Source organism: Rhodococcus sp. TAF43, assembly GCF_052113525.1.
In the GTDB taxonomy this organism is placed as follows: domain Bacteria; phylum Actinomycetota; class Actinomycetes; order Mycobacteriales; family Mycobacteriaceae; genus Prescottella.
In genome coordinates this window covers 61627-75252 of record NZ_JBFRDL010000054.1, presented here as the reverse complement: position 1 = coordinate 75252, position 13626 = coordinate 61627, and the positions used below count along the sequence as shown (strand labels likewise).

Here is a 13626-nt window from a genome sequence, read left to right as displayed (position 1 = left end):
AGATCCGCTCGATGATGGTGCCCGTCGCGAGTGCGCCGCCCGCGCACATCGTGATCAGGGCGGTCGAGCCGTCGCGGCGCTCGAGTTCGTGCAGCGCGGTGGTGATCAGGCGAGAACCGGTGCTGCCCACGGGATGTCCGAGCGCGAGCGCGCCGCCGTTGACGTTGACCTTGTCCATGTCGGGGCCGTGGACCTGGGCCCAGGACAGGGCGACCGACGCGAACGCCTCGTTGACCTCGAACAGGTCCAGATCGCCGATCTTCATGCCGGCCTTCTCGAGCACCCGCGCGGTGGCCTGCACGGGGCCGTCGAGGTGGTACTCGGGCTCGGCGCCGACGAGGGCCTGGGTGACGATGCGGGCACGGGGCTTGAGGCCGAGCGCGCGGGCGCGGTCCTCGTCCATGAGCATGACCGCGGCGGCGCCGTCGGAGATCTGCGACGACGTGCCGGCGGTGTGGATGCCGCCTTCGAGGACCGGCTCGAGCTTCGCGAGCGACTCCGCGGTGGTGTCGCGCAGGCCCTGGTCGCGGCTGACGACGTTCATCTCGGACGTCGGCTGCTTGTCCTCGCCGATGACCGGTGCGGTCACCGGGACGATCTCGCGGTCGAAGCGACCCTCGGCCCACGCCTGCTTCGCGAGCGCCTGCGAGCGGACACCGAGGGTCTCGATGTCGTCACGGGTCAGGCCACGGCGCTTCGCGATGCGTTCGGCGGCCTCGAACTGGTTGGGCATGTCGATGTCCCACGACGCGGGACGGCGCGGCCCGGCCTCGGTGCCGACGTTGGCGCCCAACGGAACCTGGCTCATCGCCTCGACGCCGCACGCGACGCCGATGTCGATGGCGCCGGTCGCGATGAGACCCGCGATGAGGTGGTTGGCCTGCTGCGCGGAACCGCACTGGCAGTCGATGGTGGTGGCGCCGGTCTGCCACGGCAGGCCCGCGGCGAGCCACGCGGTGCGGGTGACGTTGTTGGACTGCGCGCCGGCCTGCGTGACACAGCCGCCGATGACCTGYTCGACCAGTACCGGATCGATCCCCGCGCGATCGACGATTCCCTTTTGTGCGGCACCGAGGATCTCGGTCGCGTGCAGGCCCGACAACCAGCCACCGCGCTTCCCGATCGGTGTGCGAACTGCCTCGACGATTACTGGTGTGCCCACGGCGGGCTCCTTTCACTCTCTTCTTCGAAAAGTAGAACAGGTTCTCCCGCCAGGGCAAGGGGTCCTGCGGCAGATATTTGCCTAGTCTTTCCCTGATCGGCGCTCTGTGATTCAATGCATGTAGAACGTGTTACACATCACTTCGCGGGCTGACCGCGAGGGCAGGAGACAGCAGTGGCGCAGCCCAATATTCCCGCAGGGTTCGACTTTACGGATCCTGACATCTACGCACACCGTATCCCCGTCGAGGAGCTTGCCGAGGTCCGCAAGACTCAGCCGGTCTACTGGGTCGACCAGCCGGACGGCGTCGGTGGCTTCAACGACGGTGGCTACTGGCTGGTCACCCGGCACGAGGACATCCGGGACGTCTCGCAGCGCAGCGACGTGTTCTCCACGTGGGAGAACACCGCGATTCCGCGGTTCGCGGACGACATGCAGCGTGAGGCCATCGAGCTGCAGCGGTTCGTCCTGCTGAACAAGGACGCGCCGGAGCACACCAAGCTGCGCAAGCTCGTCGCCCGCGGCTTCACGCCCCGCGCGATCAACGGGCTCAAGGCCGAACTGAAGTCCCGCGCCGAGGCCATCGTCAAGGCCGCCGCTGCGGAGGGTAGTGGCGACTTCGTCACCCAGGTTGCGGCGGAGCTGCCGCTGCAGGCCATCGCCGAACTCATCGGTGTGCCGCAGGAGGACCGCGGCAAGGTCTTCGAGTGGTCCAACCAGATGACCTCGTACGACGATCCCGAGTTCGCCGACGTCGATCCGGCGGCCGCGTCGATGGAGATCCTCGGGTACGCGTACCAGATGGCCGAGGCCCGCAAGGAGAACCCGGGCACCGACATCGTCACCACGCTCATCGAGGCGGACGTCGACGGCGACGTGCTCAGCCCGGAGGAGTTCGGCTTCTTCGTGATCGTGCTCGCGGTGGCCGGTAACGAGACCACCCGCAACGCGACCACGCACGGCATGAAGGCCTTCATGGACAACCCCGACCAGTGGGAGCTGTTCAAGAAGGAACGTCCGAAGACCATGGCCGACGAGATCATCCGCTGGGCCACCCCGGTCGCGTCGTTCCAGCGCACCGCGCTCGCGGACACCGAGATCGGCGGCGTCGCGATCAAGAAGGGTCAGCGCGTGGTGATGAGCTACGTCTCGGCCAACTTCGACGAGGACGTGTTCGAGAACCCGCACACGTTCGACATCACGCGTGACCCGAACCCGCACCTATCGTTCGGTGGCACCGGTGCCCACTACTGCCTGGGTGCCAACCTCGCTCGCATGGAGATCGAGTTGATCTTCAACGCGATCGCCGACGTCCTCCCGGACATCACCGAGGCCGGCGACACCCGCCGCCTGCGGTCCGGCTGGCTCAACGGCATCAAGGAGTACCAGGTCGACTACAAGACCTCGGGTTGCCCGGTCTCCCACTAGGTTCGAATCTCTCCCTCCGGCTCGAGCGGAACACCAAGTCGGGCCACACGGACGCAGTAGCGTCAGCGAGATCCCTCATCCCTCGCTGACGCTACTGCTTTGTGTGTAGGAGGGTTTTGTGGGTGGGGCGGGTGTGCCGGTCCCGGTGGTGGGTACACGGCAGCGCGCACACGAGAATGGGGCGGTTACCGGATCCGGTAACCGCCCCATCGCTTTTCGGGAACTGTCGTCTTTTCGGTGAATCAGACCTTCTTCAACGTCTTCATGGCTCGGTCGACCTCCCAGAAGGCCCGCAGCGACTGCAGCTTGCCCGCCGCGTTCACGCGGTAGATGAAGACTCCCTCGGCGTCCACCTGGTTGCCGGCGATCACCGAGCGGATGAAGCCGATGTTGACGTTCTCGTCACCGCACACCAACGAGTCCTTGACGATGAACTCGAGCGAGTCGGTGTTGGCGATGGTCATGTCGTAGAACTTCGAGATCGCCTCGCGCCCATGATGACCCTTGCCCTCCGGATCGAACCCCGACGGACCGACCGGATCCTCGACCCAGCCGTCCTCGGCGAACAGATCCAGCCACTCTTCCTTGCGCTTGCCGCTCGCGGCGGACTGCGACGCGCGTGCCGCGATCCGTGCGGGATGCTCGGCGGTGGACGATTCGGTACCGGCCTGTGTGCTCACGTGCTGCTCCCTCCCTACTTGATGTACTGATCGGCGAACTTGCGCAGCGAGTCCTGCTTGGCCTCGAGCGGTGCGTCGAAGCCGAGGCCGTCGAAGATCCACGGGACGACGATGTTGTCGGTGATGCCGGCGTCGGCCATCTGGGCGTAGCCGTCCTTGCCGAATCGGTCGATGCACACCGCCTGGATCTCGAAAGGCTCCTCGGCCCGGCCGTATTCGGCACGGAGCTCCTTCAGACGGGCCATCGTTGCCACCAGATCGTCGAACTTCATCATCGCCGACGTCCAGCCGTCACCGATGCGCGCGGCGCGGCGCAGCGCGACATCGGTGTGGCCACCCACGTAGAACGGCACCGGCTTGCTCGGTGCCGGGCTGATCTGCAGGCGGCCGAAGTCGAAGAACTCACCGTGGTACTCGACCATGCCACCGGCCAGCACCATCTTGATGATCTCGATCATCTCGTCGACGCGGGCGCCGCGCTTCTTGTAGGGAGCGCCGCACCACTCGAACTCCTCCGGCGCCCAGCCGATTCCGACACCGAAGCCGAACCGGTTGCCGGTGAGGTTCGCGACCGAACCGACCTGCCGCGCGAGCAGCAGGGGATTGCGGGAGCCGAGTTTGAGCACGTTCGTGTAGAAGCCGATCGTGCTCGTGACCGCGCCCATGGCGGCGGCGGCGATCAGCGGATCCACCCACGGTGTCTCCTCGTTCCACATCCGGGAACCGTCGGGAGTGTAGGGGTAGTCCGCTGCCGCCGTCTCCATGAAGAACAGTGAGTCGGGCAGCGCGATGTTCGAGAACCCGCACTCCTCGGCGGTCTGGGCGAGCGCGGTGAGCTGGTCGAGCGGGCTCATTGCGATGCCGACGGTGAACTTCATGGCGTTACCCTTCTAGTTGGTCGGACGGTCGGAACTGACCACCCACATCGCGAAGTACTGCGAGCCGCCACCGTAGGCGTGGCCGAAGGCCTTACGTGCGCCGTCGACCTGGTGGTCACCGGCGCGCTCCATGACCTGCATCGCGGACTCGGCGTAGCGGATCATGCCGGACGCGCCGATCGGGTTGGACGAGAGCACTCCACCCGACGCGTTGACGGGCAGCTGGCCGCCGATCGCGGTCTCGCCGGCCTCGGTGAACTTCCAGCCCTGGCCCTCCGGCACGAACCCGAGATTCTCGAGCCACATCGGCTCGAACCACGAGAACGGCACGTAGATCTCGGCCGCGTCGATCTCGGTGAGCGGGTCGGTGATGCCCGCGGCCTTCCACAGTGCGGCCGCGGCGTCGCGGCCGGCCTGCGGGTTGGCGACGTTGCGGCCGGCGTACGCCAGCGGCTCGGTGCGCATCGCGGTCGCGTGGATCCACGCTACCTTGCGGCCTTCCGCCAGGACAGCTTCGGCGGCGTCTTCATTGCCGATGACGATGGCGCAGGCGCCGTCCGACGAGGGGCAGGTCTCGTCGTACCGGATGGGGTCCCACAGCATCTGGGACGCCTGCACCGACTCGATGGTGATGTCGGGCTGCTTGAGGTGCGCGTACGGGTTCAACGCGCCGTTGCGGCGGTCCTTGACGGCGACCATCGCGCCGATGTGGTCGGGGGCGCCCGAGCGGCGGATGTACGAGCGCACGTGCGGTGCGAAGAAGCCGCCCGCGCCCGCGCCGACCGGCATCGTGAACGGCACCGGGGTGGACAGCGCCCACATTGCGTTGGACTCGGACTGCTTCTCCCACGACACCGCGAGCACCCGCTTGTGCACGCCGGCCTGCACCAGGCTGGCCGCGACGTTGCCCGTCGACGCACCGACCGATCCGGCGGTGTGCACGCGCAGCAGCGGTTTACCGTTGGCGCCCAACGCATCCGACATCGCCAGCTCGGGCATCATCGAACCCTCGAACAGGTCGGGGGCCTTGCCGATGACGATGGCGTCGATGTCGTTCCAGCCGACGTGGGCGTCGGCCATCGCGCGGTCGACCGCCTCGCGGGTCATGCCGGCCATCGTGACGTCGTGACGCTTGGCGACGTAGTAGGTCTGACCGGTGCCGAGGACCGCGGCGAGTTGCTTGGCCATATCAGTTGCGTCCTTCCATGACGGCGACCAGGTTCTGCTGCAGCACAGGGCCACTGGTGGCGTGGGCGAGGACGCGCTGCGCGTCACCGCTGAAGATCTGTCGGGCCGCGTAGCCGATGCGCTCGAGACCGCCCGCGAACATCGGGTTGCCGGTGAGCGGGCCGCCCGACGGGTTGACGGTGGTGGCGTCGGTCAGGCCGATCGCCTCGCGCAGGATGATCTCCTGGTGCGTGAACGGGGCGTGCAGCTCGGCGATGTCGAGGTTCGAGACGTCGCCGCCGGTCGCGGCACGGGCCGCGGCGGCGGTGGACGGGGACGTCGTCAGGTCGCGCGATCCGAGGCTGGGGGAGTCGATGCGGTGCTCGATCCCGGTGATCCAGGCCGGCCGCTCGCGCAGCTCGCGGGCACGGTCGCCGCGGGCCAGGATGATCGCGGCCGCACCGTCGGTGATCGGCGCGCAGTCGTGCGTGCGCAGCGGGTCGGCGACGTACTCGGACGCCAGCAGCGTCTCGATGTCGACGTCACCGGAGATCTGCGCGTTGGGGTTGCTCATGGCCGACGCGCGGTTGCGCTGCGCGACCCGGGCCATGTCCTCGGCGGTCCACTTGCCGGCGTCGAGGCCCAGACGGGCCTGCAGGCCCGCGACCGAGACCGAGTCCGGCCACAGCGGGGTCACGAGGTACGGGTCCATCTGCATGGACAGGATCTGTCGGAGGTTGCCGGCGGACGACTTGCCGAAGCCGTACACGAGGGCGGTCTCGACCTCACCGGTCATCAGTTTGACCCAGGCCTCGTAGAGCGCCCACGCGGCATCCATCTCGACGTGCGACTCGTTGATCGGCGGCACGGCGCCGATCGAGTCGATCGCGGAGATGAACGAGAAGGAGCGGCCGGCCAGGTAGTCGGACGAGCCGGAGCACCAGAAGTCGATGTCGGACTTGGTGATTCCGAGCTCGGAGTACATCTCCTGGAAGCAGGGGACCAACATCTCGACACCGTTGGTGGTGCCGGTGGTCTCGCGCACATGGGGGGCCTGTGCGAAGCCGACGACTGCAATGTCTGTCATGGTTCTCGAGGCTCCTAGAGGTGGTGCTTGTAGGTGTCGTATTCCGCGTCCGGCTCACCGCTGGGGCGGAAGTGGGAGATGTTCTTGAGCGAGTACTCCCACTCCTCCTTCGGCCGCCACACGGCCTCGACGCGCATGCCCATCCGGACCTCGGACGCGTCGACGTCGAGGATCAGGTGCAGGAACGGGATGTCGGCGCCGTCGAGCAGCACGTAGGCCGCGACGTACGGCGGCTTGATCTGCTGGCCCAGGAACGGCACGTTGACGATGCAGAAGGTGGTGATGGTGCCCTTGTCGGACACCTCGACCTGTTCCTTGGTGGGGACGCCGTCGGTCGGGTTGGCACCGCGCGGCGGGACGTACACCTTGCCGTTCGCGTCGGTGCGGCCGCCGATGATCTTGCCCTCCATCAGGCCGCGCAGGTAGTAGGTCTCCTCGAGCGACGCGGTGTGCGTGTAGTGCAGGTCGATCGGGGTGGTGATCATCGTGACCGGCTCGCCGCCGGAACCGGTTGCGGCGGAGTCGGAGTCGCTCTCGCCGGGTTCGAAGCACGCGATGTCCTGGATGCGTCCGCTGCGCTCGTCGGCCCAACGCACCCGCACCCGCATGCCGGTGCTCATCGCGTCGGGGGAGCCGGCGTCGACGGCGTGCAGGATCGAGGTGTCCGCGCCGTCGAGCTTCACCAGGGCCCACGCGAACGGGTGCGTCAGGGGCTGACCCTCGATGGGCTCGGCCATCCACGACCAGCTCACGATGCTGCCGGTGTCGGCGACGTCGACGAAATCGGTCATCGGATCGTGGGTCACCGGGTCGAACTCCGGCGGCGGCACGTGCACGCGGCCGTCGGATCCGCGGGCGCCGATGACCTTTCGGTCTCGAAGCGCTGTCACGAAGGCACCGATGGTCGGGCCCACCGATCGGGTGTAGTCGAATTTCAGATTAAGTGGTGCTCTCAGTGGCTGCTCGGCCACTCCGCTCTTTCCAGGGGTCACGGATTCGAGTAGAACAGGTTCTTATTACTGTGGCAAGAGTCACTGCGGATATGGGAAAACACGGAGGCAGGCAATGAAGCTCGGGTTACAACTCGGATACTGGGGTGCGCAACCGCCGGCCAACGCGCAGGAACTCGTGAACGAGGCCGACGCGTCGGGATTCGACGCCGTGTTCTCCGCCGAATCGTGGGGTAACGACGCCTTCACGCCGCTCGCCTGGTGGGGCTCGAGCACGGAGCGCATCCGGCTCGGAACCTCGGTCGCGCAGATGTCGGCGCGGACGCCGACCAACTGCGCGATGCACGCACTGACGCTCGACCACCTGTCCGGGGGCCGCGCGATCCTCGGACTGGGCGTCTCGGGCCCGCAGGTCGTCGAGGGCTGGTACGGCCAGCCGTTCCAGAAGCCGCTCGCGCGCACCCGGGAGTACGTCTCGATCGTGCGTCAGGTTCTCGCGCGTGAGGCCGCGGTACGCAACGACGGGCCGCACTATCCGTTGCCGTACGCCGGTGCCGGCTCGATGGGGCTGGGCAAGCCGCTCAAGCCCATCACCCACCCGCTGCGCGCGGACCTGCCGATCTGGCTCGGTGCCGAGGGGCCCAAGAACGTCGCGATGACCGCCGAGATCGCCGACGGTTGGCTCGCGATCTACTACACGCCGCGACTGGCGCCGATGTACAACGAGTGGCTCGACGAGGGATTCGCGCGGCCCGGTGCCCGGCGCAGCCGTGAAGATTTCGAGGTCGCCGCGACCTGCCAGGTGGTCGTCACCGACGACCGCGCCGCCGAGATCGCGAAGCTCAAGCCGATCACCGCTCTGTACGTCGGCGGGATGGTCGAGAATGGGGCCGAACCGCAGGGAACCGAACACCCGCAGACCCACGATCGGATCCTGCCGTCGGCCCCATCCTCACCTCGAAGTGATCAGCGCGGGGCCATKCGGATGGCGCCGTCGAGGCGGATGACCTCGCCGTTGAGCATCGGGTTGGASACGATGTGTGCGGCGAGTGAGCCGTATTCGGCGGGGTCGCCCAGGCGCGAGGGGTGGGGCACCTGCTGGCCGAGGGAGGCCTGTGCGGCCTCGGGCAGCGAGCCGAGGAGCGGGGTCTTGAACAGGCCGGGTGCGATGGTGACGACGCGGATGAGCAGCGATGCCAGGTCGCGGGCGATGGGCAGGGTCATGCCGACGACGCCGCCCTTGGATGCGGAGTAGGCGGCCTGGCCGATCTGGCCGTCGAATGCGGCGACGGAGGCGGTGTTGATGATGACGCCGCGTTCGCCGTCGATCGGCTCGTTCTGGGCGATGCGCTCGGCGGCCAGGCGCAGCACGTTGAAGGTGCCGACGAGGTTGACGTTGATGATCTTGGTGAAGTCGGCGAGCGGGAAGGCGCCCTTCTTGCCGACGGTCYTGATGGCGTTGCCGATGCCGGCGCAGTTGACCGTCACGCGCAGCGGGCCGAGGGACTGGGCGAGGTCGAGGGCGGCGGTGACGGAGGCCTCGTCGGTGACGTCGCCGGCGGCGAAGCGGACGCGGTCGCCGAGTTCCTTGGCGACGGTCTCGCCGTTGGACGAGGGCAGGTCGAGGATGACGACGCTGGCGCCGTCGGCGAGCAGGGCCTTGGCGGTGGCGAGGCCGAGGCCCGAGGCGCCGCCGGTGACGAGGGCGACGCTGTCGYTGACGATCATGTGGGTTCCTTCCGGATGTTCTTGTGCTTCAGGGTCGTTCGATGATGGCGCGTTGGCCGTTCCCGCGCCTTCGCGGATGGTCTGCAGACCGTACCGCTCGCCTGCCGCTTCGAGGTGAATGACGAGTGGCGGGTCCCTTTCCCAACAATCTTACTTATCGATCGCTAAGTGTTATTACCACGGGGGCCGAGGGAGGTCAACGTGTGGGTCAGTGCTGTTCGACCCCGACCATCTTCGACGCGATCGTCGCGTACTTGGCGGCCACGGCCTGGGGTCCCAGTTTGCCCTCGGTGTGGTACCAGCGGGGAATCGCCTGGCACATGCCAAGGATGGCCCGGGTCGTCTCGGCCGGGTCCTCGACGTCGAAAGCGTCCGCGCGGTTTCCGTCCCGGACGATTCCCAGTACAAGGTTCTCGATGCCCTTGCGGACGGTCCGGTAGCGCTCGTAGGCCTCGGGGCTCAGGTAGCGCGCCTCGCCCTCGACGGCCGCCAGTCGCGCCCGATCGGTCATCCGCAGCACGATCGCGGACACCACGTTCTCGAGCCGACGGGCGGGGTCGTCCTCGCCGGCGTCGTCCGCGGCGTGTGCGCGCGTCAGCACGTCCCTGGTGGACAGCTCGGTCAGGGCGACGAGCAGGCCTTCCTTGCTCTCGTAGTGGTAGTACAGCGCCGGCACCGTGACCCCGACCCGGTGGGCGATCTCGCGCACGGATGCGCCGTGGAAGCCCTTCTCGTAGAAGGCATCGAGCGCCGCTGACAGGATCGGCGTGAGCTCCAGCGGCTCGAGGCGCTGCCACTGAGGCTGAGGTGCGTCACCAGCTGTTGTGCTGACAGCGTGTGAAGGGACCCTTCCGCTTCCGCGGTGACCGCTTACTTGCCGGTGAAGTTGGGGGAGCGCTTCTCTGCGAAGGAGCGCGGGCCCTCCTTGGCATCGTCGCTCTTGAAGACCGCCATGCCGATCTGGGCCTCGAGCGCGAACGCCTCCTCCTCGTGCATGCCCTCGGTGACCCGGATGGTCTTCAGGATCGCCTGCACCGCGATGGGGCCGTTGGCGGCGATCTGCTCGGCGATCTCGAGTGCCTTGTCGAGGGCCGTGCCGTCGGGGACGACATGGCCGATGAGGCCGAGTTCCTTGGCCTCGGGGGCGGGAACCGTCCGACCGGTCAGCAGGATCTCCGCGGCGACGGTGTACGGGATCTGGCGCACCAGTCGGACCGCGGATCCGCCGAGCGGGAACAGTCCGAGTCGCGCCTCGGAGACGCCGAACCGCGCGCTCTCGCCGGCGACGCGGATGTCGGTGCCCTGCAGGATCTCGGTGCCGCCGGCGATGGCCGGGCCCTCGACCGCGGCGATGAGCGGCTTGGTGAGGCGGCGGCCCTTCAGCAGTGCCGGCAACCGCGTCACGTCCATCCCGGCGCCGAACTTGTCGCCCGGGGCGTTGCGGTTCATCTCCTTGAGGTCCATTCCGGCGCAGAACGTGCCACCGGCGCCGGTGAGGATCGCGACGCGAATGTCGGGATCGGAGTCGATCCGGTCCCAGGCGTCGGTCATGATCGCCATCATCTCGCCCGAGAGCGCGTTCCGGGCCTCGGGGCGGTTCATCGTCACGATCATGACGTGGCCACGCTTCTCGATGAGGCAGTGGGGCGATTTCGCCGAAACGTCTGTGTTTTCCGTAGTTTCGGTGGACACTGAGGGCTCCCGCTATGTGTGTGAGTTGAGTCTCAAATTGGGTCTTGTCACCGACAGTAACACGTTCTACTTTGTTGACGTGGCCATTAATATCGCAGATCTCGTAGAACACTCGATCGACCTCAACCCGGACCGCCTCGCCCTCGTGGACGCCGACCGTGAGCTGACGTTCGCGCAACTGGAGGAGAAGGCCAACCGTCTGGCCAACTACCTGCGGGATCAGGGCGTCGAGCCGGGTGACAAGGTGGGCATCTACAGCCGGAACACCATCGAGGCCATCGTGTCGATGGTTGCCATCTTCAAGGCCCGCGCGATCATGGTCAACGTCAACTACCGGTACGTCGAGAACGAGTTACAGTACATCTTCGAGAACTCGGACATGGTCGCGCTCATCCACGAGCGCCGCTACAGCGACAAGGTCGCGGGCGTCCTGCCCGAGACCCCTCTCGTCAAGACGGCAATCGTCGTCGAGGACGGCACGGATCTCGACTACTCGTCGTACGGCGGCGTCGAATTCGAGAAGGCGCTGTCCCAGGGTTCGCCCGAGCGCAACTTCGGTGAGCGCAGCCCCGACGACATCTTCATCCTCTACACCGGCGGCACCACCGGCATGCCCAAGGGCGTCATGTGGCGGCACGAGGACTGGTGGCGGGTGCTCGGCGGCGGTGTCAACTTCGTCACCGGTGAGTACCTGCAGGACGAGTGGGAGCTGGCGAAGCTCGGTGCCGCGCACCCCGCGATGGTCCGCTTCCCGATTCCCCCGATGATCCACGGCGGTTCGCAGTCGGCGGTGTTCCACAGCCTGTTCGGTGGCGGCACGCTCGTCATGCACCCGGAGTTCGACGGCCACGAGGTGTGGCAGGTCATCGACCGTCACAAGATCAACCTCATCTTCATCACGGGCGACGCGATGGCGCGTCCCATGATCGACGCGCTCATTGCCGGCAACCCGGAGACCGGTGAGCCGTACGACCTTTCGTCGCTGTACGTGATCGCCAGCAGCGCGGCCCTGTTCTCGCCCGCGCTCAAGGAGCAGTTCCTCGACCTGCTCCCGAACCGTCTGCTCACCGACTCGATCGGCTCCTCGGAGACCGGATTCGGCGGCCTGGCGACCATCACCAAGGGCTTCGAGCACACCGGTGGCCCGCGCGTGAAGATCGACGCCGCCACGGTCGTCATCGACGACGACGGCATCCCGGTCGTGCCCGGTTCCGGCCAGGTCGGCATGCTCGCCCGCAGCGGCCACATTCCCCTCGGCTACTACAAGGACGAGGAGAAGACCAAGGCGACGTTCAAGGTCCTCAACGGAATTCGCTACTCGATTCCGGGCGACTACGCCACGGTCGAGGAGGACGGCACCGTCACGATGCTCGGCCGCGGATCGGTCTCGATCAACAGTGGCGGCGAGAAGATCTACCCTGAGGAGGTCGAGGGCGCCGTCAAGACGCATCCCGACGTCTTCGACGTCCTGGTCGTCGGTGTGCCCGACGAGCGCTGGGGCAACCGTGTCGCGGCCGTCGTCGCACCGCGCCCCGGAACCAACCCGAGCCTGAACGATATCGTCGAGGCAGCCCGCAAGGAGATCGCCGGCTACAAGGTGCCGCGCAGCCTGTGGCTCGTCGACGAGATCAAGCGCTCGCCGGCCGGCAAGCCGGACTACAAGTGGGCCACCGCGGAGACCCAGTCGCGCGACGCCGACGATCACTACACCAACGGCAAGGACGCTTGATGCACACCGATCTCGCCGAGAAGTTCGGCATCCAGTACCCGATCTTCGGTTTCACGCCGTCCGAGCATGTGGCAGCAGCAATCTCGCGGGCCGGTGGACTCGGTGTCCTCGGTTGCGTCCGGTTCAACGATCCGGAAGAGCTCGAGGCCACCCTCACCTGGATGGACGAGAACACCGACGGAAAGCCGTACGGCGTCGACATCGTAATGCCGGCCAAGGTCCCCACCGAGGGCGCGGCGGTCGACCTGGACAAGCTGATCCCGGCCGAGCACCGCGCATTCGTCAACCGGACTCTCGAGGAGCTCGGGGTCCCGCCGCTGTCGGACGATGTCGAGCGCGCGACGGGAACGCTCGGCTGGCTGCACTCGGTGGCACGCTCGCATGTCGATGTGGCACTCAATCACCGGATCGCGTTGATCGCCAACGCTCTCGGCTCGCCGCCGAAGGACGTCATCGACCTCGCTCACGAGAAGGGCGTGCCGGTCGCGGCCCTCGCCGGGGCCGTCGGGCACGCGCGCAGCCACGTCGAGAACGGTGTCGACATCGTCATCGCGCAGGGCTACGAGGCCGGCGGCCACACCGGTGAGATCGCCTCGATGGTGCTCGTCCCCGAGATCGTCGACGCCGTCGGCGACTCCGCCGCCGTCCTGGCGGCGGGCGGCATCGGCAGCGGCCGTCAGGTCGCCGCCGCGCTCGCGCTCGGTGCGTCCGGTGTGTGGATGGGGTCGTACTGGCTCACCACGTCGGAGTACAAGCTCGGCAGTGCCGCCGACGGGCCGTCGTCGATCCAGCGTGCCCTGCTCGGTGCCACGTCGGCCGACACGGTCCGCTCGCGGATCTACTCCGGCAAGCCGGCCCGGCTGCTCAAGACCAAGTGGACCGAGGCGTGGGCCAAGCCCGACGCCCCCGATCCGCTGCCGATGCCGCTGCAGAACATCCTCGTCAGCGAGGCACACCAGCGCATCTCGGCGGGTGACGACCCCGAGGTCGTGGCCATGCCGGTCGGACAGATCGTGGGCCGGATGAACGAGATCCGCCCCGTCGCCGAGATCATGGCCGAACTCGTCGAGGGCTTCGAGTCGACGGTGGCCAGGCTCGACAGTCTGAAGTAGCCTTCGCGGTCAC

At 67.4% G+C, this 13626-nt stretch carries 12 protein-coding genes and 1 pseudogene; 4 read left to right on the top strand and 9 right to left on the bottom strand.

The window, feature by feature from the left end:
• Window positions 1–1162, bottom strand: a 1162-nt coding sequence (locus AB4Z09_RS25025) for a steroid 3-ketoacyl-CoA thiolase (RefSeq protein ID WP_442240916.1), incomplete at its 3' end; no start/stop codon positions are given.
• A 174-nt stretch (window positions 1163–1336) separates the two neighbouring features.
• On the opposite strand from AB4Z09_RS25025, the gene AB4Z09_RS25020 reads away from it, so the two are divergent.
• Window positions 1337–2590, top strand: coding sequence for a cytochrome P450 (locus AB4Z09_RS25020; RefSeq protein ID WP_114724602.1), 1254 nt, complete (start codon window positions 1337–1339; stop codon window positions 2588–2590).
• Between the two features lie 242 nt (window positions 2591–2832).
• On the opposite strand, the gene AB4Z09_RS25015 is transcribed toward AB4Z09_RS25020, so the two are convergent.
• From AB4Z09_RS25015 to AB4Z09_RS24995, 5 genes are read right to left on the bottom strand one after another with little or no spacing between them, the layout of a single operon-like run.
• On the bottom strand, window positions 2833–3270 hold the full coding sequence (locus tag AB4Z09_RS25015; protein WP_114724603.1) for a nuclear transport factor 2 family protein: 438 nt from the start codon (window positions 3268–3270) through the stop codon (window positions 2833–2835).
• A gap of 14 nt (window positions 3271–3284) precedes the next feature.
• Entirely contained in the window at window positions 3285–4148 is an 864-nt protein-coding gene (locus AB4Z09_RS25010) for a TIGR03619 family F420-dependent LLM class oxidoreductase (protein WP_114724604.1), read from the bottom strand.
• 12 nt (window positions 4149–4160) lie between these two features.
• The gene (locus AB4Z09_RS25005) at window positions 4161–5336 is read right to left on the bottom strand and encodes a thiolase domain-containing protein (RefSeq protein ID WP_442240915.1); all 1176 of its coding nucleotides are present in this window, start codon (window positions 5334–5336) and stop codon (window positions 4161–4163) included.
• Window position 5337: 1 nt separating this feature from the next.
• On the bottom strand, window positions 5338–6402 hold the full coding sequence (locus tag AB4Z09_RS25000) for a thiolase domain-containing protein (RefSeq protein ID WP_429520341.1): 1065 nt from the start codon (window positions 6400–6402) through the stop codon (window positions 5338–5340).
• A gap of 14 nt (window positions 6403–6416) precedes the next feature.
• Window positions 6417–7394: a Zn-ribbon domain-containing OB-fold protein gene (locus AB4Z09_RS24995; RefSeq protein ID WP_442240914.1), complete on the bottom strand. Its 978-nt coding sequence runs from the start codon at window positions 7392–7394 to the stop codon at window positions 6417–6419.
• Between the two features lie 73 nt (window positions 7395–7467).
• Between AB4Z09_RS24995 and AB4Z09_RS24990 the strand changes: the two are divergent.
• Window positions 7468–8286: pseudogene (locus AB4Z09_RS24990) on the top strand (LLM class F420-dependent oxidoreductase); the annotation flags it as partial.
• Between the two features lie 32 nt (window positions 8287–8318).
• Here AB4Z09_RS24990 and AB4Z09_RS24985 read toward each other — a convergent pair.
• From AB4Z09_RS24985 to AB4Z09_RS24975, 3 genes are all read right to left on the bottom strand, one after another.
• The gene (locus tag AB4Z09_RS24985; protein ID WP_442240913.1) at window positions 8319–9080 is read right to left on the bottom strand and encodes a 3-hydroxyacyl-CoA dehydrogenase; all 762 of its coding nucleotides are present in this window, start codon (window positions 9078–9080) and stop codon (window positions 8319–8321) included.
• A 208-nt stretch (window positions 9081–9288) separates the two neighbouring features.
• The gene (locus AB4Z09_RS24980; RefSeq protein WP_442240919.1) at window positions 9289–9858 is read right to left on the bottom strand and encodes a TetR/AcrR family transcriptional regulator; all 570 of its coding nucleotides are present in this window, start codon (window positions 9856–9858) and stop codon (window positions 9289–9291) included.
• Between the two features lie 92 nt (window positions 9859–9950).
• Window positions 9951–10772: a crotonase/enoyl-CoA hydratase family protein gene (locus tag AB4Z09_RS24975; protein WP_174908200.1), complete on the bottom strand. Its 822-nt coding sequence runs from the start codon at window positions 10770–10772 to the stop codon at window positions 9951–9953.
• 79 nt (window positions 10773–10851) lie between these two features.
• Between AB4Z09_RS24975 and AB4Z09_RS24970 the strand changes: the two genes are divergently transcribed.
• Complete coding sequence (locus tag AB4Z09_RS24970) at window positions 10852–12501, top strand: acyl-CoA synthetase (protein ID WP_442240912.1); 1650 nt, start codon at window positions 10852–10854, stop codon at window positions 12499–12501.
• Window positions 12501–13613: an NAD(P)H-dependent flavin oxidoreductase gene (locus AB4Z09_RS24965; protein WP_442240911.1), complete on the top strand. Its 1113-nt coding sequence runs from the start codon at window positions 12501–12503 to the stop codon at window positions 13611–13613. Before AB4Z09_RS24970 ends, AB4Z09_RS24965 begins: the two co-directional genes overlap by 1 nt.
• Window positions 13614–13626 lie beyond the last annotated feature (13 nt).